The 22,148-nt window shown below is 38.1% G+C and carries 21 protein-coding genes, 1 other RNA gene and 1 pseudogene; 12 read left to right on the top strand and 11 right to left on the bottom strand.

Translation table 11 applies throughout. From position 1 onward, the window contains the following. Positions 1–11 precede the first annotated feature (11 nt). Positions 12–1,151: a glutamine-hydrolyzing carbamoyl-phosphate synthase small subunit gene (gene carA, locus I2F23_RS00555; RefSeq protein WP_195770653.1), complete on the bottom strand. Its 1,140-nt coding sequence runs from the start codon at positions 1,149–1,151 to the stop codon at positions 12–14. A 263-nt stretch (positions 1,152–1,414) separates the two neighbouring features. Here carA and I2F23_RS00550 point away from each other — a divergent pair, with 263 nt between their 5' ends. Then, on the top strand, positions 1,415–1,666 hold the full coding sequence (locus I2F23_RS00550) for a hypothetical protein (RefSeq protein WP_195770652.1): 252 nt from the start codon (positions 1,415–1,417) through the stop codon (positions 1,664–1,666). Positions 1,667–1,685: 19 nt separating this feature from the next. Here the strand turns inward: I2F23_RS00550 and I2F23_RS00545 are convergent, their stop codons facing one another. Further along, positions 1,686–2,219 (bottom strand): DOMON-like domain-containing protein, encoded by a 534-nt coding sequence (locus I2F23_RS00545; protein ID WP_195770651.1) that lies wholly within the window; start codon positions 2,217–2,219, stop codon positions 1,686–1,688. A 12-nt stretch (positions 2,220–2,231) separates the two neighbouring features. Further along, complete coding sequence (gene yhbY, locus I2F23_RS00540) at positions 2,232–2,552, bottom strand: ribosome assembly RNA-binding protein YhbY (RefSeq protein ID WP_195770650.1); 321 nt, start codon at positions 2,550–2,552, stop codon at positions 2,232–2,234. Positions 2,553–2,893: 341 nt separating this feature from the next. Here yhbY and rlmE point away from each other — a divergent pair, with 341 nt between their 5' ends. The 3 genes and pseudogenes from rlmE to folP form a co-directional block, all read left to right on the top strand. Next, the gene (gene rlmE, locus I2F23_RS00535) at positions 2,894–3,538 is read left to right on the top strand and encodes a 23S rRNA (uridine(2552)-2'-O)-methyltransferase RlmE (protein WP_195770649.1); all 645 of its coding nucleotides are present in this window, start codon (positions 2,894–2,896) and stop codon (positions 3,536–3,538) included. A 128-nt stretch (positions 3,539–3,666) separates the two neighbouring features. Next, positions 3,667–5,559 (top strand): ATP-dependent zinc metalloprotease FtsH, encoded by a 1,893-nt coding sequence (gene ftsH / locus I2F23_RS00530; RefSeq protein ID WP_195770648.1) that lies wholly within the window; start codon positions 3,667–3,669, stop codon positions 5,557–5,559. A gap of 49 nt (positions 5,560–5,608) precedes the next feature. Then, positions 5,609–6,433, top strand: a pseudogene (gene folP / locus I2F23_RS00525) (dihydropteroate synthase); the annotation flags it as partial. 10 nt (positions 6,434–6,443) lie between these two features. Here the strand turns inward: folP and ssrS are convergent. From ssrS to I2F23_RS00510, 3 genes are all read right to left on the bottom strand, one after another. After that, positions 6,444–6,627, bottom strand: a non-coding RNA gene (ssrS, locus tag I2F23_RS00520) — 6S RNA. 106 nt (positions 6,628–6,733) lie between these two features. After that, on the bottom strand, positions 6,734–7,024 hold the full coding sequence (locus I2F23_RS00515; RefSeq protein ID WP_195770647.1) for a cell division protein ZapA: 291 nt from the start codon (positions 7,022–7,024) through the stop codon (positions 6,734–6,736). Next, positions 7,021–7,575 (bottom strand): hypothetical protein, encoded by a 555-nt coding sequence (locus I2F23_RS00510; RefSeq protein ID WP_195770646.1) that lies wholly within the window; start codon positions 7,573–7,575, stop codon positions 7,021–7,023. Before I2F23_RS00510 ends, I2F23_RS00515 begins: the two co-directional genes overlap by 4 nt. A gap of 64 nt (positions 7,576–7,639) precedes the next feature. Here I2F23_RS00510 and I2F23_RS00505 point away from each other — a divergent pair, with 64 nt between their 5' ends. The 7 genes from I2F23_RS00505 (at position 7,640) to lysM (ending at position 14,503) form a co-directional block, all read left to right on the top strand. Then, a complete protein-coding gene (locus I2F23_RS00505) occupies positions 7,640–8,272 on the top strand; it encodes a UPF0149 family protein (RefSeq protein ID WP_195770645.1) in 633 nt (210 codons plus the stop codon). A gap of 46 nt (positions 8,273–8,318) precedes the next feature. Next, positions 8,319–9,620, top strand: a complete 1,302-nt coding sequence (locus tag I2F23_RS00500) for an aminopeptidase P N-terminal domain-containing protein (RefSeq protein WP_195770706.1) — start codon at positions 8,319–8,321, stop codon at positions 9,618–9,620. A 10-nt stretch (positions 9,621–9,630) separates the two neighbouring features. Then, complete coding sequence (gene ubiH / locus I2F23_RS00495) at positions 9,631–10,839, top strand: 2-octaprenyl-6-methoxyphenyl hydroxylase (protein WP_195770705.1); 1,209 nt, start codon at positions 9,631–9,633, stop codon at positions 10,837–10,839. Continuing rightward, positions 10,836–12,068 (top strand): FAD-dependent monooxygenase, encoded by a 1,233-nt coding sequence (locus tag I2F23_RS00490; protein ID WP_195770644.1) that lies wholly within the window; start codon positions 10,836–10,838, stop codon positions 12,066–12,068. The genes ubiH and I2F23_RS00490 overlap by 4 nt, the downstream gene beginning before the upstream one ends. 129 nt (positions 12,069–12,197) lie before the next feature. Continuing rightward, the gene (locus I2F23_RS00485) at positions 12,198–12,446 is read left to right on the top strand and encodes a hypothetical protein (RefSeq protein WP_195770643.1); all 249 of its coding nucleotides are present in this window, start codon (positions 12,198–12,200) and stop codon (positions 12,444–12,446) included. 310 nt (positions 12,447–12,756) lie between these two features. Next, positions 12,757–13,851, top strand: a complete 1,095-nt coding sequence (gene omp38, locus I2F23_RS00480; protein ID WP_195770642.1) for an outer membrane protein Omp38 — start codon at positions 12,757–12,759, stop codon at positions 13,849–13,851. 157 nt (positions 13,852–14,008) lie between these two features. Further along, entirely contained in the window at positions 14,009–14,503 is a 495-nt protein-coding gene (gene lysM, locus I2F23_RS00475; protein WP_195770641.1) for a peptidoglycan-binding protein LysM, read from the top strand. Between the two features lie 69 nt (positions 14,504–14,572). Here the strand turns inward: lysM and I2F23_RS00470 are convergent, their stop codons facing one another. From I2F23_RS00470 to I2F23_RS00450, 5 genes are all read right to left on the bottom strand, one after another. Beyond that, positions 14,573–14,731 carry a hypothetical protein gene (locus tag I2F23_RS00470; protein WP_195770640.1) on the bottom strand — a complete coding sequence of 53 codons (159 nt, stop codon included), beginning with the start codon at positions 14,729–14,731 and terminating at the stop codon, positions 14,573–14,575. A gap of 4 nt (positions 14,732–14,735) precedes the next feature. Beyond that, positions 14,736–15,941 carry an RtcB family protein gene (locus tag I2F23_RS00465; protein ID WP_195770639.1) on the bottom strand — a complete coding sequence of 402 codons (1,206 nt, stop codon included), beginning with the start codon at positions 15,939–15,941 and terminating at the stop codon, positions 14,736–14,738. A gap of 210 nt (positions 15,942–16,151) precedes the next feature. Then, on the bottom strand, positions 16,152–17,615 hold the full coding sequence (locus I2F23_RS00460; RefSeq protein WP_195770638.1) for an amino acid permease: 1,464 nt from the start codon (positions 17,613–17,615) through the stop codon (positions 16,152–16,154). A 15-nt stretch (positions 17,616–17,630) separates the two neighbouring features. Next, a complete protein-coding gene (locus I2F23_RS00455) occupies positions 17,631–18,653 on the bottom strand; it encodes a class I SAM-dependent methyltransferase (RefSeq protein WP_195770704.1) in 1,023 nt (340 codons plus the stop codon). A 51-nt stretch (positions 18,654–18,704) separates the two neighbouring features. Beyond that, positions 18,705–20,072 carry a nucleobase:cation symporter-2 family protein gene (locus I2F23_RS00450; protein ID WP_195770637.1) on the bottom strand — a complete coding sequence of 456 codons (1,368 nt, stop codon included), beginning with the start codon at positions 20,070–20,072 and terminating at the stop codon, positions 18,705–18,707. A 169-nt stretch (positions 20,073–20,241) separates the two neighbouring features. Here I2F23_RS00450 and typA point away from each other — a divergent pair, with 169 nt between their 5' ends. Further along, positions 20,242–22,080 carry a translational GTPase TypA gene (gene typA, locus I2F23_RS00445; protein WP_195770636.1) on the top strand — a complete coding sequence of 613 codons (1,839 nt, stop codon included), beginning with the start codon at positions 20,242–20,244 and terminating at the stop codon, positions 22,078–22,080. The last annotated feature ends 68 nt before the right edge of the window (positions 22,081–22,148 follow it).

Raw genomic sequence — 22,148 nt, 5'->3', positions numbered from 1 at the left:
TCGCTCCTTAATTACTTTTTAGATGCTTCAATGAGTTCAATGAAGTGGTCAAACAATGGGGCACAATCGTGTGGACCAGGACTCGCTTCTGGATGACCTTGGAAGCTAAATGCTGGTTTGTCTGTACGATGAATGCCTTGTAAAGTACCATCAAATAATGACTTATGCGTTGCCTTTAAATTTGCTGGTAATGTGTTTTCATCTACTGCGAAACCATGGTTCTGAGAAGTAATCATCACAGTTCCATTTTCAAGATTTTTCACAGGATGGTTTGCACCATGGTGACCGTGGTTCATTTTCACAGTTTGTGCGCCAGATGCCAAAGCCAATAACTGATGACCCAAACAAATACCAAAAACAGGAATTTCAGTCGTTTCAATAATGGTTTTCACAGCTTTAATAGCATAGTCACATGCTGCTGGATCTCCAGGACCATTAGAAAGGAAAACACCATCTGGATTGAGTGCAAGCACTTGTTCTGCAGACGTTTGTGCAGGAACAACAGTCAGTTTGCACCCACGATCTGCCAACATGCGTAAGATATTTGTTTTTACACCATAATCATACGCAACAACATGAAACTTCGTTTCAGGTTGAGTAAAACCATTTTCTAATGTCCATGAACCTTCAGTCCATTCAAAACCTTTAGGATCACAGCATTCTTTTGCAAGGTCTAAGCCATTTAGACCACCAAAAGCACGTGCCTTTTCAATTGCTTCTTCAGCAGTAATATTTTCACCTGCAAGAATACAACCGTTTTGTGCACCTTTATCACGTAATATACGTGTCAATTTTCGAGTATCGATATCTGCAATAGCAACAATATTCTGTTGTTGTAAGTAATCTTCTAAAGATAGCTTTGCTCGGAAGTTGCTATGCAGTAATGGAAGATCTCGAATAATTAGACCATTTGCCCATACTTTGTGAATGCGGCCAGATTCAACATCTTCATCATTACAGCCTGTATTACCAATATGAGGATACGTAAGCGTTACAAGCTGTTGTGCATAGCTTGGATCGGTTAATATCTCTTGATAGCCAGTCATGGCTGTATTGAAAACGACTTCTCCAGTCGTAGATCCCGTTGCACCAATAGAAATACCAGTAAAAGTAGTTCCATCAGCAAGGGCTAAAATGGCGGGGGTGCTCAAGTCGAAGCTCCTGATTTTTAAGCTGTAAAAAAGCGAGGAAACCGGACTAAAATCGTCAAAATGACATATTTTAAAGTAGGCGACTCACTCGTAACTTAAAAACGTATTGTACGCATATCACTATAAAAAGTCTATGTAATTTATTCATGATACTTTATCTATTGTATAAAACATAAAATTTAAAAATATTTATAAAATGCTACATTTATAAAAATATATTAGTGATATGTTTAAATAAAATACATTGAATGGAAATATTTATAATGCCTATTGAAAATAATCATTCAAAGTCAGAAGAGCGAAGTCATCTTGTTGCCTTTAAAGAAAAGTCTCAAAGTCTAAAAGAGGGGCTATTGAATCACTTGCACGAATTAAGAGAGGATTACACTCTCTCAGAAGATGATTTTATTGAGCTAAAAGAAATTGCAAAGATAGAGTTGAAAGAGTTAGAAGCTCAAATTGAAAGTATATCAAGAGAGATAAAAGAAGCATTGAATCATAAAGCATCCAAATAATTTGGATGCTTTATTGGGCTTAAAACTCGTGTAACCAGTCACGTTTATTATGAAAATCTGGTTCGGGACTACCATGCTGAATCGCATAATAAATCATCCCCTGAGTTGTTTTGAATATGGCATTTAAACCAATATAAATATCATTCAACTGAAGTTTATTTGTGTTTAAGAACTGTTGTAAATCGATAAGCGCATTTAGTCCGTAATGAGTTCGTTTTACCTCAATTACTTCAATATCTTCTGAAGTAACTGGAGGAATGCACTCAGGATAGCGATACTCTTCAAACTGATAAGATTGCCAAGACTCAGATGGAGATAAATTGATTTCTCTATAGAAGTCTTCATTTTTAACGCCAATAAACAGCTCAAAGCATGTGGCATTCCATAAGAAATCCTCTCTATTTGAGGTCTCTTTTTTTTCAGGCCAGTCAATGAGTTGCATAGGGTCTCTTACCCAAAAACCGATATTGAGTGTAGTGCCTTGTTCTTCAATCGCAGCGACTAAGTGAATCGCATCAAATCGTTTGAAGGGTTGTAATTCGTAACTTGCCATAAAAGCCTTAAGTTAAGCGAGGTGTGCGTAACGGACGAGATTAGACAACTTTTGGTTTTGTTGTGCAGATTTTTTGTAAAGAAGCACAATTTTACCAATTTTTTGAACAATAACTGATTGTGTTTTTTGTGCGAGTAGCTCAATAACTTCAGCACGTACTTCACGATCTTCACCAACTACTTTTACTTTAATTAGTTCGTGGTCGTTTAGAGCGCGAGTTGTTTCTTCAACGACATTTTCAGTTAAACCTTGTCCACCAATAATGACAACAGGAGAAAGTGAATGTCCAATTTGACGTAAGCGTTTGCTCTCTTGTGTAGATAAAGATGCCATGGGAAAACCTATATTGATGAAGCCTTACAGTATAACAAATGAAAGCTTATAAAGTATAAGAAATGCAAAAACTTTCCTGTATTGAATAAAAATGATGCTTTTTGTGAAAAAAAGTATGCTAGATTGCATAGGTCAGATATATTGATATAAATCATTATTATTTAGCTATGTTATGTATTTTTATGCTTAGCTTTTCGCCATTGAGATAATATGGTGGCGGCTTTTATAAAAACGATTAACATGATTAAAAAAAACTTATTTATATATATGTAGTTCCATACTGCAAGAACCTTTTTTTTTGCGTACAATGTAATAATTGTTTTTTATGAATTTTGATGATTATGGCAACACGCATTACTAATCAGAAGCTATCTAAAAGCAGTCGTGCGTGGATGAGAGAGCATTTAGATGACCCTTTTGTAAAAAAGGCGCAAAAAGAAGGCTACCGTGCACGTGCAGCTTATAAGCTTTTGGAAATTCAAGAAAAATATAAAATTATTAAGCCAGGGATGACGGTTGTTGATCTGGGGGCTGCACCAGGTAGCTGGTCGCAAATCGCGGGAAAACTGGTTGGTTCGAATGGTTTAGTAATTGCATCTGATATTTTAGAAATGGATGCTTTGCCTGATGTTACTTTTTTACAAGGTGACTTCAGAGAAGAAGAAGTTTTTGAAAAATTGTTAAATATCTTAAATGGTCGACAAGTTGATGTTGTAATTTCAGATATGGCCCCCAATACATCAGGTAATAGGGCTGTAGATCAACCTCGTCAGATTTATTTGTGTGAACTTGCTCTAGATTTCTCACAAAAGGTTCTTGGCCCTAATGGACAGTTTGTTGTTAAAGTGTTCCAAGGGTCTGGATTTGACGAGTTTAGAAAACAGGTTGTTGATACATTTAATGTTTTAAAAACTGTGAAACCTGCGGCGTCTCGCGCAAGATCTAAAGAGGTTTTCCTCATTGGGCAACAGCGTAAAGCACGTTAGACTTGCCAATTTTATAAAAATTGTGCATGTTTACAGTTTAGGGTATTGAGTGCTGTCACTCACTTTCGTGAAAAGATCCTATCTGGAAAGATAGGTTCAAATTAGATTGATGATATGGGAATAAAGCTTTGAGCGATCTCTTCAAAAACGCAGTGTTATGGCTAGTGATACTCGGAGTGCTGATTTTAATCTTCAGCAACATCAGTGATCACAATAAACCATCGCAAATGAACTATTCAGAGTTTGTTGCTGCGGTAAATGCAGGCCAAATTAAGCAAGTCACCATTGATGGCGAGAAAATTACTGGCGAGAAAAAGAATGGTTCAGGTTTTGAAAGTATTCGCCCTGCGGTACAAGATCCTGAGCTTATGCCGAGTCTAATTAAAAACAGTGTTGTCGTTGAAGGAACAGCTCCTCAGCGTCAAGGCGTTTTGATGCAATTACTCATCGCAAGTTTCCCAGTGCTTTTAATCATATTACTATTCATGTTCTTTATGCGTAATATGGGCGGCGGTGCTGGTGGTAAAAGTGGCCCAATGAGTTTTGGTAAGTCGAAGGCAAAAATGCTTGCTGAAGACCAAATTAAAATTAACTTTAAAGACGTTGCAGGTTGTGATGAGGCAAAACAAGAAGTTGTAGAAATCGTTGACTTCTTAAAAGACCCATCTAAGTTTAAACGTCTTGGTGCGTCAATTCCTAAAGGGGTATTGATGGTTGGGCCTCCTGGTACAGGTAAGACCTTACTTGCTAAAGCGATTGCAGGCGAAGCAAAAGTACCTTTCTTTAGCATTTCTGGTTCTGATTTTGTCGAAATGTTCGTAGGTGTTGGTGCATCTCGTGTAAGAGATATGTTTGAACAAGCAAAAAGACATGCACCATGTATTATTTTCATCGATGAAATTGATGCAGTCGGTCGTCACCGTGGTTCTGGTACGGGCGGTGGACATGACGAGCGTGAGCAAACTTTAAACCAAATGCTTGTGGAAATGGATGGTTTTGAAGGCAATGAAGGTATTATCGTTATTGCTGCAACGAACCGTGCGGATGTCTTAGATAAAGCATTACTTCGTCCAGGTCGTTTTGACCGTCAAGTGATGGTTGGCTTACCAGATATTAATGGTCGCGAACAAATTCTAAATGTACATTTGAAAAAATTACCATCGGTAACAAGTGTAGATGTAAAAGTCCTTGCACGTGGTACACCTGGTTTTTCTGGCGCACAGCTTGCAAATCTTGTAAATGAAGCTGCTTTATTTGCAGCACGCCGTAATAAAAATACGGTAGATATGCATGATTTTGAAGATGCAAAAGATAAAATCTATATGGGGCCTGAGCGTAAATCTATGATTCTTCGTGAAGAAGAGCGTAGAGCAACGGCTTACCATGAAGCAGGACATGCGATCGTTGCAGAAGTTTTACCAGGTACCGATCCAGTGCATAAAGTAACAATTATGCCACGTGGTTGGGCACTTGGTGTAACTTGGCAGTTACCTGAGCAAGACCAAATTAGTCATTATAAAGATAAGATGCTGAATGAGTTATCTATCTTATTTGGTGGACGTATTGCTGAAGAAATTTTCATTAATCAGCAATCTACTGGGGCATCAAATGACTTTGAGCGTGCAACGAAAATGGCTCGTTCAATGGTTACTAAGTATGGTATGTCAGACAAAATGGGCGTCATGGTCTATGAAGACGATAACCAGCAGTCTTTCTTAGGTAGCATAGGTAGTCGTACAATTTCCGAAGCGACTCAGCAGCAAGTAGATGCTGAAGTACGTCGTATTCTTGATGAGCAATATAAAGTTGCATGGGATATTCTTGAACAAAATAAGGATAAAGCTCATGTAATGGTTAAAGCACTGATGGATTGGGAAACAATTGATCGTGATCAAGTGTTAGATATTATGGAAGGTAAAGAACCTAGACCACCAAAGGTTTATGTTGCTGAGAATCCAGTATCTGATGAACCACCTAAAGATGGGCCATCGACACCACCACCATTACCTGCAATGAATTAAAGATAAGAGTCACTTCGGTGGCTCTTTTTTATGAGAAGTTGAGAGAATTATGCAGTTTGTATCTTTACCAAAAAAACAGATCTTTTGTGGTAAGCGTATTTTAGATTTATCTATTCCACACATCATGGGCATACTGAATGTAACACCTGACTCTTTTAGTGATGGAGGGCAGTTTACACAAACAGATCGTGCTATTAAGAAAGCCCTTCAAATGATGGCTCAAGGTGCAACAATCATTGACATTGGTGGTGAATCTACAAGACCAGGAGCATCTTCTGTTCAAATTGATGAAGAGCTAAATAGGGTTATTCCAGTGGTAAAAGCGTTATCCTCTCATGAGGATGTAATTTTATCTATTGATACCAGTGAGCCTGAAGTCATTAAGCAGGCAGTAGAAGCAGGCGCACATATCTGGAATGATGTACGTGCCTTGACGCGGCCTTACGCATTACAAATGGCTGCAAAGCTTGATATTCCTGTTGTACTTATGCATATGCGAGGTGAGCCTACCACAATGAATCAGCTTGCACATTATGATGATGTCGTAAATGAGGTAATGGATGAGCTTAAATCGAGAATTAAAGATGCAAAAGATATGGGAGTGCGTGATGAGAATATTATTATTGATCCGGGGTTTGGATTTGCCAAAGATTTAAACCACAATATGCTCTTATTAAATCAGCTATATCACTTACATGAATTGGGCTATCCAATTTTATCTGGGCTATCACGTAAAAGATTTATAGGTGCAGTGACCGAGTGTGACAGTGCAGATGAGCGTACGATAGGGAGTGTTGTAGGGCATCTCTTTTCAATACAGCAAGGAGCAAGTATTGTACGTGTGCATGATGTTGAGGAAACATCACAGGCAATTAAAATGTGGAATAGGCTCCAAGATGCCGCTGCATGTCGTAACCCTTGAACCCTAAAGTTCAAGGCGGACGCGACGCATACTTGCTGGGTTTCCCATTCAAGATGGGCATACACTCTAAATATGCAGAACGCAATCCTAAAGTGTTAGTATCGGCTCAGGGGAATCTGACCTGCTGGCGAACACCTCAGAGTGATTACTATTATAACGAATATCATCTGAGATGAATACCGTTTCACGTAGTGTTGTGTTAAGTTCCTTTTCAGTTGGTGACGATTTATGCGTTTATTGAAAAGGAACTTGTTATTCTTTTTCTGTTTCTACAGATTGTAAAATAGTTTTAAGCAAATGTTCACATTGCTCGTATTGTTGCACCGATTTATTCAGTGACAGTACTTCTTGCATAAGCTCTAAAGCAACCATAATAACCAGTTTGTTATGTTCAATTCGAGGTGCTTTAGCACGAAATTCTTGGAAGCGTTGATTTAATAAATCGACAGCTTTTATTAAGGTGCCCTTTTCTTCCTCTGTAGTTGAAAGACGAAAGATTTGCTCGATAATGCGAAGTTCGACAACGATAGGTGTATTGGTCATTGGGCTTCCTCATTATGCTCAGATGGGTGAGCAAGCTTTTGAATTTCCTGTGTGTTTTTATCTTCATCAGTGCCAAGAATAGCAAGACGTGCAATAATAGCTTCTACTTTTAATTTTGCATGTTCATTTTTTTCAAGCAGTTGCACACGTTCTTCTTTAAGGTTGGCAATTTCTTGTTTTGCACTTGTTTGTTCATGGTGTAGCTTTTCTTTAAGAACGCGTAACTCATTTCGCTCTGCAAGAATCTCTTGAAAGCGACTTTTTAAATCGGTACAGCCCTTTTCTAAACGGCTATAGCGTTCAGCTAATGTTTTCGCATCTTGATTAAGTGCGTTATATTGATCCTGTAAATTATTTAAATTATTTGTTAGCGTATCAATTTTATCTTGTTTGCTACGCAGAGTTGTCGTTTGTTGAGTGGTGTGTTCATCATGATGTTTCTCCATCTCTTTTTTTTGCTGATGCAAAGAGGTATTTTCAGCCTCAAGATTTTTCAAACGCTCTTGAAAATTGGCAATATGCGTTTGAAGTCGCTTTAATTCTTCTAACATAACGTGGTCGCACAGTATTGCAAACAAAGGTAAGATATACGCAGTATAGACATTGGAAAAACGAATGCAAGATGATATTACTGGTTGGTCTGAATGGAACCGCCACTTTTCAAACATTGAGGAAATTTCAAGCCCAAGTGAGTTACATGGGTTGCTTACTGGTATCGTTTGTGTGACACAACCACCTACCAGAGAAGAATGGGTACTTATTCTTTCGACTTTGAATGTGCCTGAATTAAACGATGAGAGTCTTGCTATTTTGACGGATGAAACCGAAGATGTGGCACATGCTCTTTCAGAGGATGAACTAGATTATTTGCCAATGCTGCCAGATGATCAACATTTATTGCGAGATCGCGTCCAAGCTTTGGCAGATTGGTGTGCGGGTGTTGTGCTAGGTTTTGGTTTAGCTTCTGGCCACATTCGTACAGATGAAAGAGAACTGATTGGTCATCTTCAAGATGTTGCTGCGGTTCAGTTTGAAGATGAAGATGATGACGAAGAAGGTGAAGCAGGTTATCAAGAGTTATTTGAATTTGTACGTCTAATTCCTGTGAGTCTATCTATGGGACGTAAAAAAATTGCTGTAGTGGAAAGTTCTTTGCTTAAGCATGTTCATGAGCGTATTCAATCTGTGGGTGACTCACCAGAAGCGAATAATGTGGTAGAGATGTTTACCCCTCATCGTCCAAGTTAAAAAAAATACCTGTTAGATAATTTAAAAACTTAAAGGAGTAGGTATGTTGAAACTTACCCAAGCTGACTTTGAAGCACGACGTTTAAAATTGGCACATACTATAGGGCCAAATAGTATTGTAATCATTGGTACAAATCCGGTGTGTTATAGAAACAGCGATGTAGATTATAAATATCGTGCTGATAGTAGTTTTTATTATTTAACAGGTTTTCAAGAACCTGAAGCCATTGCAGTTATTGAAACTTCTGATACTTCAGGTGAGTATAAATACACGTTATTCTGTCGTGAACGTAATCTAGAAATGGAAATTTGGAACGGTTATCGTGCAGGGTTAGAAGGTGCAAAGACACTGTATAATGTAGATGAATCATATGTAATAGAGAGTTTCGAGGAAAAAATTGTAGATAAACTCTCTCATGCTGAAAAACTTTATTTTCGAGTAGGGCATGATTCTGATTTTGATGGGTATCTTGCAAATATCATTCAGCAAAATAATTTAACGTTAACTCCTCTCCAGCTTGATTCAATTGTAGATGAAATGCGTTTAATTAAATCCGAAAAAGAAATTGCTTTAATGAGAAAAGCAGCAGAAATTAGTGCAATAGCGCACACCAAGGCAATGGAAAATGTGCGTATAGGAATGATGGAATATGAGTTAGAGGCTGAACTTCATTACATCTTTGGAAAAAATGGTTGTGTTCCAGCATATGGTAGTATCGTTGGTAGTGGTTCAAACGGATGTGTTTTACATTACGTTGAAAACAATAAAAAAATGGAAGATGGTCAATTGGTATTAATTGATGCGGGTTGCGAGTACGAATACTATGCATCAGATATTACTCGTACATTTCCTGTAAATGGAGTGTTCTCGAAGGAGCAACGTATTATTTATCAGTTGGTCTTAGATGCACAATTAGCTGCAATTGATGCAGTGCGTATCGGAAACTCTTACCGAAAGCCACACGATATTGTTGTAAGAATTTTGACTCAAGGTCTATTGGAATTGGGATTATTACAAGGCCACTTAGATGATTTAATTGCAGATGAGGAATATCGCCGTTTTTATATGCATGGTACAGGACATTGGTTAGGTCTAGATGTGCATGATGTTGGAGCCTATAAAACATCAGAAGGCTCAAGATGTTTTGAAAATGGTATGGTAATAACGATTGAACCAGGGATTTATATTTCACCTACAGATAAAACAGTGCATGCTAAATGGCGTGGAATTGGTATTCGAATAGAAGATGACATTTTAGTGACTGCTCAGGGGCCACAAGTTTTAACGGAAAATGTGGTTAAAGAAATTGACGACATAGAATCGCTCATAAAATCTGCTGCTATTTAAATAGGAAATTATAATGCCACAAGTTGTAATCGTTGGTGGTGGAATGGTGGGGCTTAGTCTTTCACTTATGTTAGCTAAAGCCAATATTCGTGTAAAACTTCTTGAAGCAATTCAATACCCAGATTTGTCTGAATCAGAATTACATCACTATCATTCAAGTTTTGATGCACGCAATAGTGCATTGTCACGTCGTAGCGTAGAAATTTATAACAAACTTGGTTTGTGGGCACGTTTACAGGAGTATGCTACTCCGATTCGACAAGTACATATTACTGAAGAAGGTAGTTTTGGAAAGGCACGTCTATTGGCAGAGCAAGAGAATGTCGAAAACTTTGGACAAGTTATTGAAAATGCTTGGTTAGGTCGTGTACTCCTTTCAGAAGTAAAGAAAAATAATCTTATAGAGCTGATTGATGGCATAGAGGTTACTGCGCTTACACAAAATGAAAAGCAGGTAATTGTCCAAGCAAAAAGAAAACAAGAAAATATTCAAATCCAATCTCAGTTAGTTGTCGCAGCCGATGGTCGAGACTCTTTTTGTAGACAAGCACTAGGTGTGGATGCCAGTGTGCATGATTATGAGCAGGTTGCGATTGTAACGACTGTTCAAACGTCAAAACCTCATCACCATGTTGGATTTGAACGTTTTAGTGCGTTAGGGCCATTGGCGTTATTGCCTTTACCTGGTGAGAATCGTCGTTCAGTAGTATGGCCTGTAAAAAAGGGTACAGAGGAACAATGGTTGGGTCGTGAAAACGATCAAAAATTTTTAGATGCCTTACAACATACTTATGGTGGAAGAGCTGGAAAGTTTGAAAAAACAGGGAAAAGATTTTGTTATCCATTGTCACAAGTACTTTCACATAAACAAGCGATTGGTCGAGTTGTTCTGATGGGAAATGCTGCTCATACAATTCACCCTGTAGCAGGACAGGGATTTAATTTATGCTTACGCGATGCAGACGTATTAGTACGTTTTTTATCTAATCATTTAAAAACATCTGGAGATATTGGTGACCAAGAACTACTTAAAGCTTATGAACAGGCTAGACTGATCGATCAGCAGCGTGTTATTAAATTTTGCGATACCGTCGTAAGAGGGTTTAGTCATCAAAATCCTGTATTGAAATTTGTAAGAAATACTGGATTAATTGCTTTTGATATTATACCTGGAATAAAACCCATCGTTGCAACTTATGCTATGGGACTAAAAGCATGATTAAACATAGTACGGTGATCGTCGGTGGTGGTTTGGTTGGCGGCTTAACTGCATTACTTCTTGCAAAAGAAAATATTGATGTTGCTGTCTTAGATGCAGCACCACTACTTGATGAGAATCAGGTTCTAGAAAAAATGAACTCTCGAGTACTTGCATTAAGCCAAGCAACCATTCATCTCTTAAAAATTGCGGGAGTATGGCCATATATTGCAAGGTATGAGCCTTATACTGCAATGCATGTGTGGAACAAAAATGGTTATGGTGAGGTAGATTTTGGTCAAGAAAGTTTAAAGCCACCTTCTGAAAATGAGTGGCTGGGTGTCATGGTTGAACCAAGCATCTTAAACTTGGCAATCCAAAAAACAATGTTAGCGAATGTAAAAAATTATCATACGCAAATACGAGTAAAACACTTAGCCCAAGAAATTGATGGTTGGCGTATTCAACTTTCAAATAATACATCTTTACATACAAAATTACTGATTGGAGCTGATGGTGCAAATTCTTTTGTACGCCAAGAAGCATTGATTGCAATGAAAGTTTTAGACTATAAACAATCAGCGATTGGCTGTGCAATTAAAACAAGAAAGCCTCATCATCATGTGGCACGTCAGATTTTTTTACCAACTGGGCCTCTAGCGTATTTGCCTTTGAAAAGTCCGACAGCAACAGAAAATGGTTACTGGCAGTCAATAGTATGGACTTTACCTACAGATGTATGTAACGAATATATGTCACTCGATAATCAATCTTTTATAGAAAAGTTATCACAAGAAAGTTTATATATGCTTGAAGGGGTTACAGAGGTAGAAAATCGTGCATCTTTTCCTCTTAAAGCTCGTTCGGCAGAAAAATATGTACAAGCTGGTCTTGCATTAATTGGTGATGCTGCGCATGTCATTCATCCATTGGCGGGTCAGGGAGTAAATATTGGTTGTTTAGATGCTGCAATGCTTAGCCATATTCTATTGGAAGATTTAGAGCGAAGTGGTGTTTGGGCAAATATTCAAACCTTACGGAAATATGAAAGTTTACGCCGTCACCAAAATGAAGCCATGATGCATGGTATGTCTATTATGGGGTGGCTACAATCTTCTCAATCTTCATCATTAATTTGTGCAAGAAGTTTTGGACAAAGAGTGGTGATGAAGTCTTCAAAATTGAAAGGATTCTTTTTAGATCAGGCAAATGGGATGCATTTACTGCAACGCACTAGATATCACAATTAGATATGTATTATTTGTATTAAAAAAAGCAAAATATACAAATAATAGTCTTGCTATTTTTTAAAAGATTGCTAAATTTCGTAGTTGTCACTCGTCGAGTGATCTTCATGTAAATGAGATAGGGAATTTATCATGGTTGATGATACTAATTATGATGAATCAGAAGATTCTGTTGTGGATGATGATGAGGCTCGAGCTGCTGAAAATGGTGCAGTAAACGATGCGGAGTCTAGTAAAAATTTATCTGATATTGCAGAAGCAGAAAGTCTGACAGTAACAGCAAAACATAAAAAGCGTTCTGCATTAGAAGATGAGATTGCAGCATTCTTAGCAAAAGGTGGAAGAATTACAGAAGTTCCACCAGATGAGCATGCTGAATAGTGAGGAAAGGAAGAAAATTTATCCTTCTGCCATATTTACAGTGTATAATGTGGACAGGAGAATTATATTAAATAATGAAGCTTAGGATATATGTTTTAAAAACATAGGTTTGTGTTAACTGTGTATAAAGCCAAGAGGACTTTTTTAACTTTTTATATTATTGTTATTAAAAGTTTAATTTTTTAAGAAGCTCTTGTATTATATCTGTTCATTAGTTAAAAACTACTGGGGTACAAAATATCTCGGTAAAATTAAACAAAAACTTTAGGCTGAGCTTAAAAAAAACAATTGTTATCTCTGGAGGATATCCATGAAATTGAGTCGTATTGCTCTTGCTACAGTACTTGCAGCTTCTCCATTTGTTGTTGCAAATGCGGGCGTAACTGTAACTCCACTATTATTAGGCTACACTTTCCAAGACAGCACACATAATAATGGTACACAAAACGTAAATGACAGTGCACAACACTTAACAACTGGCCCTGAATTACAAAGCGACATGGCTGTTGGTGCTGCGCTTGGTGCTGAATTAACACCATGGTTAGGTTTTGAAGCTGAATATTTACAAGTTAAAGGCGATGTAAAAGGTGCTGCTGAAGGTGCTCAATACAAACAACGCCAAATTAACGGTAATTTCTATGCAACTTCTGACCTAATTACTAAAAACTACGACAGCAAAATTAAGCCGTACGTATTATTAGGTGGTGGTTACTACAAGTATGATTTTGACGGTGTTCCACGTACAACTTACCAAAACCGTGAAGGCGGTTTAGTTAACGTTGGTACAGGTATCTTCTGGCGCTTAAATGATGCATTGTCTCTTCGTACAGAAGCTCGTGCAACATATAACGTAAATGCTGATTTCTGGAACTACACAGCACTTGCTGGTTTAAATGTTGTGATTGGCGGACACTTGAAGCCTGCTGCTCCTGTAGTTGACGTTCAACCAGTTGCGCCAGCACCTGCGCCAGCGCCAGCACCAGTTGTTGAACAGCCACAACCACAACCACAAGAGTTGACTGAAGATCTTAACATGGAACTTCGCGTATTCTTCGATACGAACAAGTCAAACATCAAACCGCAATACCGTCCAGAAATTGCTAAAGTTGCTGATGCGTTAAATCAGTATCCAAATGCAACTGCACGTATTGATGGTCATACAGACAACACAGGTCCACGTAAGTTAAACGAACGTTTATCTTTAGCACGTGCTAACTCTGTGAAAGCTGCTCTTGTAAACCAATACAACATTGATGCATCTCGTTTAACAACTCAAGGTTTTGCGTGGGATCAACCAATTGCTGACAACAGCACTAAAGAAGGTCGCGCAATGAACCGTCGTGTATTCGCTACGATTACTGGTAGCCGTACAGTACTTGCTCAACCAAAAGCACAACAACAATAATAATTCTTTATTATTGCTGATGAAAAATGGCTCTAGATGAGCCATTTTTTTATTTACATATTTTTACGTATTGTTGATCATTGTAAAATAAAAGAAGCAAATTTTTGTTATATTAGAATTACTAAAGCGAAAACATATAATTAATTAGGAGATAACAATGGGTCTATTTGACTTTGTAAAAGGTATTGGTAAAAAACTTGAGGGAAAAACAGAGCAAGAACAACAGCCTCAACAAACACAAGCTGCTGAACCGACAGCTCAGGAAGTAGCGAACCAACTTTTAAATCATATTCAAAGCTTGGGTCTCGGCATTACTGGTCTCTCTGTAACTTATAATAGCGATACAGATACGGCTGTAATTAAAGGACAAGCACATACACAAGCAGATAAAGAAAAAGTAGTACTGGCTGCTGGTAACGTAGAGCATGTTGCTCAAGTCGATGACCAAATGACTGTAGAAGAAACAGCGACAGATGCTTCACAACCAGAAAGTCAATTCTATACAGTACAATCTGGAGATACACTTTCTAAGATTTCGAAAGAAGTATATGGTGATGCAAACCAATACAATAAAATCTTTGAGGCAAACCAACCTTTACTTAAAGATGTAAACTCAATTTTCCCAGGACAAGTATTGCGTATTCCACAATAATTAAATGTTCTGAAATAAAAAAACCTGACGGTTCCGTCAGGTTTTTTTCTCCTAAAGTATTCATACTATTTAAATTCCAATATTTCTTAGTTGTTTCTTCATATCTTTCCGATCTCTACGATGCTGAGACTTTGGTTTTTCAGACTCATGCATTCCACCTTTATGTAGCAGAGGGGAGAGTGCAACATGGTTACGTGTCTTTATTTTAGATGTTGCTTTAAGTTTCATAGGTTTATCCTTTAATACACATGACTTGCTTTAATGTATGTACAACTTCAATTAAATCAACTTGGTTTGCCATAACTTCATCAATATTTTTATAGGCTGATGGAATCTCATCTATAACTTCTTTATCTTTTCTGCATTCTATTCCCTCCGTTTGCTGAATTAAATCTTGCTGTGAAAATTGTCTTTTGGCTTTGCTACGACTCATTTTACGTCCTGCACCATGTGAGCAGGAGCAAAATGACTCATTATTTCCTTTCCCTTTTACAATGAAAGACTTCGCACCCATAGAGCCTGGAATAATTCCATATTCTCCCAGTCCTGCACGTATTGCACCTTTACGTGTAACGAACACGTCCTCTCCAAAGTGATGCTCCTTTTGTACATAGTTGTGATGACAGTTAATTGCTTCTTTAGTCATCTGAAATTTAGGAAGTAGAGGACGAATAGCTTCTAGAATTAGGTTCATCATTTGACGACGATTTTCATAGGCATATTCTTGCGCCCATTCAACAGCTTCTACATAGTCATCGAAGCTGTTTGAACCCTCTGCGAAGTAAGAAAGATCCTTGTCGGGTACATGTCCAAATCGATGTTGTGCCTCTTTCTTTGCACGTTCAATAAAGTAGGTTCCAATAACATTACCTAAACCTCGACTTCCTGAATGAAGCATGATCCATACGTCTTGGTTTTCATCGATACATAACTCAATAAAATGATTGCCACCACCCAATGTTCCAAGCTGTTTCATCCATGTAATGTCAAAGTGGCGTAACATTCTTTTTAGGGCTGGATGTTTGAGTGTAATTTGGTTTAATCGTTTTTCGAGTGGATTTACTGTAGATGCTTTTGCACGAACCTGTTTGTGCATTGCAAAGCCAACAGGTACCTTACGTTCAATTGCATGACGTAATGTAGCTAAATTATCAGGCAGTTGATTTGACTTTAAATTTAATCGTAACGCATTCATACCACAGCCAATATCTACCCCTACAGTTGCAGGAATAATCGCATTTTTAGTGGGGACAACACTTCCTACGGTTGCTCCTTTTCCTACGTGTACGTCTGGCATTACCGCAATATGCGAATGTATAAATTGCAACTGAGACATTTTATCAAGTTGATCTAGGCTATCTTGATCTATCTCAGTTGTGTAAATTTTAATAGGAACGCCAAATTTGGCATTTTCATTTAATGTAAGCTGTATGCTCATATCATATTTCTCGATGTATTTTTTGTTTTGTCCAAACAAAAAGACCTAGCGAATGCTAGGTCTTTAAAGCACTCGGACAAGTTGATATGACACTTGTCCGTGAGCTGACATCGTGCCAAGATTTAAAGTTTTAGTAATAATGGCATGATGTCCTCCTTTAATTGGGTGAAATAAGAAATTTTCCGCATTTTAACGTAGAAAATTAAAAAATCAATCTTTTTTTAGCGGTTTTACATCCATTTTGTCGTAAGGAATCAATTTAGTTTTATACTTTATTTTGTATGTTAACCAAATGATAAGAAAGACGGGAATGGTAATGTAAGTAGAAATAATACCTTTCCAATCAACATGATCGCCCATAAATGCTTGGTAGTTTTGACCTAAAGTAATGAATAAGCAGAGTGCAAACGCAAATAACGGACCAAAAGGAAAAAGTTTTGCACGATAGGTGAGGTCTTCAAGTTTATAACCTTGTGCAATATAACCTTTACGGAATCGATAATGTGATACTGCTATACCCAACCAAACAATAAAACCGCACATTCCTGACATGTTCAGTAGCCAAAAATAAACATCTTTTTCACTCACAAAATAGGTAAGTAAGCAAAAAGCAGCAATAATGGTGGTCGCATATAATGCATTCATGGGTACGCCACGGTGATCAAGCTTTGCAAATATTTTGGGTGCGCTTCCTTCTTTCGCCATATTCCAAAGCATACGTGTTGAAGAATACATACCTGAATTACCTGCAGAAAGTACTGCTGTAAGAATAACCGCATTCATCAAGCCTGCTGCAAAAGCAAGTCCTGCCTTTTCATAAAGGAGTGTAAATGGTGAAACAGAAACGTCGTTATTATTTGCTGCTTGTATAAGTAATGGATCATCGTAATGAATGAGTGTGCCAATAATGAAAATACAAAGGATATAAAACAACAAGATACGCCAAAAAATTTGCTTAATGGCTAATGGGATATTCTTCTCAGGTGATTCAGATTCTCCAGCGGCAACTCCGACCATTTCCGTACCTTGGAAGGAAAATCCTGCAATCATTGCAACTCCAATCATGGCTTGCAAGCCACCGACAAATGGAGCATCTTTATAGTGCCAGTTTGCAAATACTGCGTTTGGTTCGCTTGCCATAATCTTAAAGATCATAAAAATACCGAGACCAATAAATGCAACAATTGCAATGACTTTAATGAGAGAGAAAACAAATTCGCTTTCACCGAAGCCTTTTACAGACATTGCATTAATTGCAAAAATAATGCTGAGAAAAGCAAGACTCCACCAAAAACCAGGAATATCTGGGAACCAAAATTTCATAATAAATTGAACTGCAACCAGTTCAAATGCAACTGTAATTGCCCAGTTGTACCAATAGTTCCAACCTAATGCGAAACCAAAACTATTTTCTACATACTTATTGCCATAGGTAAAAAAAGCTCCTGTGGTTGGGTTATGTGTTGCAAGTTCACCAAGACTTGTCATGAGGAAATAAATCATGACACCAATTACTGCATAGGCAAGCAATGCACCACCTGGCCCAGCACTGGCAATGGTTGAGCCTGAAGCAAGGAATAGGCCTGTACCAATACAGCCACCAATTGCAATCATATTTAGATGACGTGCACCAAGCTTACGTTGTAAATTCGCAGGTTGATTTTGTTCGCTCATCTAAATTCCTTTGTTTTAAAATTTTGCATTGTTGGCATATAACACCTTAAAACCTTGTTGATCAGCTTTGACGGTACATGTACCGACATATTTTTCAATGAGTGTTGAATAGTTTAAAAAACGATTGGCAACGATCCAGAGCTCACCTTGTGTTTTTAAATGCTTTTTCGCTTGTCGGCAAAGTCCCTCACTTGCATCATAGTTGGTATGTATACCCTGATGAAAAGGGGGATTACTGACGATCGCATCTAAATCAGATGGTGCATCTTCAATACCAGTCACAGCATGTGTGTAGAACTGGTTGGGAGGGACGTTGTTGCGTTCAAAAGTAATTTTGGTGGAGGCAAGTGCGAATGCATCGACATCGAGTGCATGTACAATATTATTTGGGCTTAGCTTTGCTAAATAGCAACTAATGACCCCTGCGCCACAGCCAAAGTCTGCAAGTGTACCTGATTTTACCTGCTCTAAATAGGGGAGAAGTACTGCTGTACCAACATCTAAATGATTTTGGCTAAATACACCTGGTAGGCTATAAATAGTCATATCAATATGATGATTAGCAATATGATACTGTTGAAGCCAGTCGGTCAGTGGTTTAATTGGTACTATTTTTTCAAGCGTTGTTTGCCAAAACTGACAATGCCTTGCACTATCTAATTTTTTTGTTTCTCCATACGCTTTTAATTGTTTTGCAGCACGTTCCACACCACCTTTTTTTTCACCAACTAAAAAGATTTGTGACTTTTTTGGCAAATGACTGGCGACTTGGTAGAGTATGTAGTTCAGTAATTCTTTAGACTTCGGCACATAAATAACGACTTGGTCGTATACCTGTTGTGGAAAGCTTACATCGAAATAACTGGTGTAACCATTTTTAATTTGAGCTTGATGGTCTGCATAATTCCACGTCCAAATTGAACTTTCGATAGATGTATCAAGCGTAGACAGTAATTGATCATTAGGTGCATGAATAAATAACACCTTACCTTTCAAATAATTTACTTGTCTTAAGATAACCTCACTTCTTGGATCCATAAACTTCTCATTACTTACAGGCAATTGCCCAGAAATACTGGGCATGAAACTTTACTCTTTGTTGTCTGGCAATACTACATTTAATATAAGAGCTGTAATACCACCAGTTGCGACGCCAGAGCTAAATATATTGCGCAATAAATCAGGCATGTGTTTAAGAAAATCTGGCACTTGTGCGATGCCTAGACCAAGAGCAAGAGAAATTGCAATAATTAAAAGTGCGCGTCTATCTAATTTTATTCCTGCAAGAATGTTTATACCAGAGGCTGCAACTGCACCAAACATAACCATGACAGCGCCCCCCAATACTGCTTGAGGAACAGCTTGAATAATTCCTGCAATTTTAGGAAATAATCCCAATAAAACCAATAATCCTGCGATCCATAAACCAACGTAACGGCTTGCAACCCCTGTAAGCTGAATGACACCATTATTTTGTGCAAATACAGAGCTTGGAAAAGTATTAAATATACCTGCTAAGAAGGAATTTGCTCCATTGACCAAAACACCTCCTTTAATACGTTGCATCCAAATTGGGCCAGTGACAGGTTGATGAGAAACTTTACTTGTTGCAGTAATATCACCAATTGCTTCGAGTGAAGTAACTAAATAAATAAAAGCTAGCGGTATAAATAATGACCAATCAAACGCAATACCAAAATGAAGAGGTGTTGGAATTTGGAAAGCTGGTGCAGTATTGAATGCAGAAAAATCTAGATGTCCCATCATGCCTGCGAGAACATAGCCTATGACTAAAGCAAGTAGTATTGCTGAACTTTTAATCCAAACAATAGGAATACGATTTAAAATAATAATAATTGCTAGAACTGTACAAGACATTGTTAGATTGTCTGCATTGGCAAAACTTCCATCAGCCATAGCACCATAACCACCTCCCATACTAATGAGTCCTTCTTTAATGAGGGTGAGCCCAATAAGTAAGACGACAATGCCTGTCACAAGTGGTGTAATCAGCTTTTTTACCCAAGGTAAAATGCGAGACACGCCCATTTCAATGAATGCGCCGGCAATAACGACACCGAAAATAGCAGCCATAACATGTTGATAAGGCGTACCATTTGCAATCATTAAGCTACCAATTGCCATAATTGGACCAATGAAATTGAAACTTGTACCTTGTACAATAAGTAGCCCTGCACCTAAAGGTCCAACGCGCTTGCATTGTAAAAAAGTAGCAATTCCAGAAATGATCAGAGACATTGAAAGAATCATAGTGGTTTCATGCGCGGGTACTTTTAATGCGCCACAAATGAGAATCCCTGGTGTTAAAATAGGAACTAAAATTGCTAATAAATGTTGCAATGCTGCGAAAAGTGCAGTCGAAGACTTTGGTCGATCTTCTAACTGAAGAATTAGCTCAGATGAATTATCTTTGCTCGAAGATAGTGGGTCTGACATAAAAGTATGGTATAAATAGAGATGTCACTATTCTAATCGACTTACATGTCTTTACAAAATAAAACATGTTACTGTATTTAAAAAAATGCACTTGTCAATTAGATGTCACTACTAAATAGTAGAGTTTTTTTGTATAATTTGCCCTCAAATTTTAGGCGTATCGAAATTCATGTCATTAGATATTAAAAATCTCCGCAATATCGCAATTATTGCGCACGTTGACCACGGTAAAACAACGTTAGTCGATAAACTTTTACAACAATCTGGCGCACTCGGCGAACGTGCTGGCGAGATTGAGCGTGTCATGGACTCGAATGCGCTAGAAAGTGAACGTGGTATTACCATTCTTGCAAAGAATACTGCGATTACTTGGTTAGATAAACGTACGGATACAACTTACCGCATTAATATTGTGGACACCCCAGGACACGCGGACTTCGGTGGAGAAGTTGAACGTGTAATGTCTATGGTTGACTGTGTATTACTTTTAGTTGATTCACAAGATGGCCCAATGCCACAAACACGCTTTGTAACTTCAAAAGCGTTTGCTCGTGGTCTAAAACCAATTGTTGTTTTAAACAAAGTTGACCGTCCAGGTGCACGTCCTGATTGGGTAATGGATCAAGTATTTGATTTATTTGATAACTTAGGCGCAACTGATGAACAGCTTGATTTCCCAGTTGTTTATGCTTCTGGTCTAAACGGTATTGCTGGTCGTGAAGTAGATAACTTGGCGCCAGACATGACACCATTGTTTGAGACAATCGTAGACATCGTTGAACCACCTAAAGTAGACGCAGATGGTCCATTCCAAATGCAAATTTCATCACTAGACTATAATAGTTTTGTGGGTGTTATTGGTATTGGTCGTATTCAACGTGGTTCTGTTAAGTTAAACACGCCAGTAACTGTAGTTGATAAAGAAGGTAAGACGCGTAACGGTCGTATCTTAAAAATTATGGGTTACCACGGTCTTGATCGTGTAGATGTTGAATCTGCTGGTGCAGGTGACATTGTATGTATTACGGGTATCGATGCACTTAACATTTCTGACACAATTTGTGATCCGAAAAACGTTGAAGCATTACCGCCATTGTCTGTAGATGAGCCTACAGTATCGATGACGTTCCAAGTGAATAACTCTCCATTTGCTGGTCGTGAAGGTAAATTTGTAACGTCGCGTAATATTCGTGAGCGTCTAGATCGTGAGTTAATTCATAACGTTGCACTACGTGTAGAAGATACAGACAGTCCAGACCGTTTCAAAGTTTCTGGTCGTGGTGAGCTTCACTTATCTGTATTAATTGAAAACATGCGCCGTGAAGGTTTCGAGATGGGTGTATCTCGTCCTGAAGTAATCATGAAAGAGATTGATGGCGAACTTCAAGAACCATATGAAAACGTAACTTTTGATGTTGAAGAGCAACATCAAGGTGCGATCATGGAGCAGATGGGTAACCGTAAAGGTGAAATGACTAATATGGAACTCGACGGTAAAGGTCGTATCCGTATTGAAGCAACTGTACCGTCTCGTGGTTTAATCGGTTTCCGTTCAGAGTTCTTAACCATTACTTCTGGTTCGGGAATTATGACATCAAGCTTCTCTCACTATGGTAAAGCGAAGCAAGGTGCTGTTGCACAACGTCAAAATGGTGTACTTATCTCTATGGTAAATGGTACATGTTTAGCGTTTGCTTTATTCACTTTACAAGACCGTGGTCGTCTTTTTGCAGAGCCACAGTTAGAAGTGTATGAAGGGATGATCGTGGGTATTAATGCGCGTTCTGACGATATGACAGTGAATCCAACGAAAGCAAAACAGTTAACAAACATGCGTGCATCTGGTACAGATGAAGCATTAACATTAACGCCTGCTATTCGTATGACATTAGAGCAAGCACTAGAATTCATTCAAGATGATGAACTTGTAGAAGTAACGCCTAAGTCTATTCGTGTACGTAAAAAATTCTTAACAGAGAATGAGCGTAAACGTAACCGCGCGAAGTAATTCGATAAGGTTTAAAAAGAGCTACTCTTAACGAGTGGCTCTTTTGTTTGAATAATATCTAATTGTTC

It is taken from the genome of Acinetobacter pollinis, from assembly GCF_015627175.1.
Classification (GTDB): Bacteria; Pseudomonadota; Gammaproteobacteria; order Pseudomonadales; family Moraxellaceae; genus Acinetobacter; species Acinetobacter pollinis.
The sequence above is the reverse complement of the archived record's forward strand: the minus strand, read 5'-3'. Positions and strand labels throughout refer to the sequence as shown.

What these genes read in the sequence shown, in the direction of transcription:
- I2F23_RS00545 (WP_195770651.1), bottom strand. Translation starts at nt 2,219, where the DNA reads ATGGCAAGTTACGAATTACAACCCTTCAAACGATTTGATGCGATTCAC.
- I2F23_RS00550 (WP_195770652.1), top strand. Translation starts at nt 1,415, where the DNA reads ATGCCTATTGAAAATAATCATTCAAAGTCAGAAGAGCGAAGTCATCTT.
- I2F23_RS00485 (WP_195770643.1), top strand. Translation starts at nt 12,198, where the DNA reads ATGGTTGATGATACTAATTATGATGAATCAGAAGATTCTGTTGTGGAT.
- typA (WP_195770636.1), top strand. Translation starts at nt 20,242, where the DNA reads ATGTCATTAGATATTAAAAATCTCCGCAATATCGCAATTATTGCGCAC.
- I2F23_RS00470 (WP_195770640.1), bottom strand. Translation starts at nt 14,731, where the DNA reads ATGAAACTTAAAGCAACATCTAAAATAAAGACACGTAACCATGTTGCA.
- I2F23_RS00510 (WP_195770646.1), bottom strand. Translation starts at nt 7,575, where the DNA reads ATGTTAGAAGAATTAAAGCGACTTCAAACGCATATTGCCAATTTTCAA.
- I2F23_RS00450 (WP_195770637.1), bottom strand. Translation starts at nt 20,072, where the DNA reads ATGTCAGACCCACTATCTTCGAGCAAAGATAATTCATCTGAGCTAATT.
- I2F23_RS00505 (WP_195770645.1), top strand. Translation starts at nt 7,640, where the DNA reads ATGCAAGATGATATTACTGGTTGGTCTGAATGGAACCGCCACTTTTCA.
- omp38 (WP_195770642.1), top strand. Translation starts at nt 12,757, where the DNA reads ATGAAATTGAGTCGTATTGCTCTTGCTACAGTACTTGCAGCTTCTCCA.
- I2F23_RS00465 (WP_195770639.1), bottom strand. Translation starts at nt 15,941, where the DNA reads ATGAGCATACAGCTTACATTAAATGAAAATGCCAAATTTGGCGTTCCT.
- I2F23_RS00455 (WP_195770704.1), bottom strand. Translation starts at nt 18,653, where the DNA reads ATGGATCCAAGAAGTGAGGTTATCTTAAGACAAGTAAATTATTTGAAA.
- lysM (WP_195770641.1), top strand. Translation starts at nt 14,009, where the DNA reads ATGGGTCTATTTGACTTTGTAAAAGGTATTGGTAAAAAACTTGAGGGA.
- I2F23_RS00460 (WP_195770638.1), bottom strand. Translation starts at nt 17,615, where the DNA reads ATGAGCGAACAAAATCAACCTGCGAATTTACAACGTAAGCTTGGTGCA.
- rlmE (WP_195770649.1), top strand. Translation starts at nt 2,894, where the DNA reads ATGGCAACACGCATTACTAATCAGAAGCTATCTAAAAGCAGTCGTGCG.
- I2F23_RS00515 (WP_195770647.1), bottom strand. Translation starts at nt 7,024, where the DNA reads ATGACCAATACACCTATCGTTGTCGAACTTCGCATTATCGAGCAAATC.
- I2F23_RS00490 (WP_195770644.1), top strand. Translation starts at nt 10,836, where the DNA reads ATGATTAAACATAGTACGGTGATCGTCGGTGGTGGTTTGGTTGGCGGC.
- yhbY (WP_195770650.1), bottom strand. Translation starts at nt 2,552, where the DNA reads ATGGCATCTTTATCTACACAAGAGAGCAAACGCTTACGTCAAATTGGA.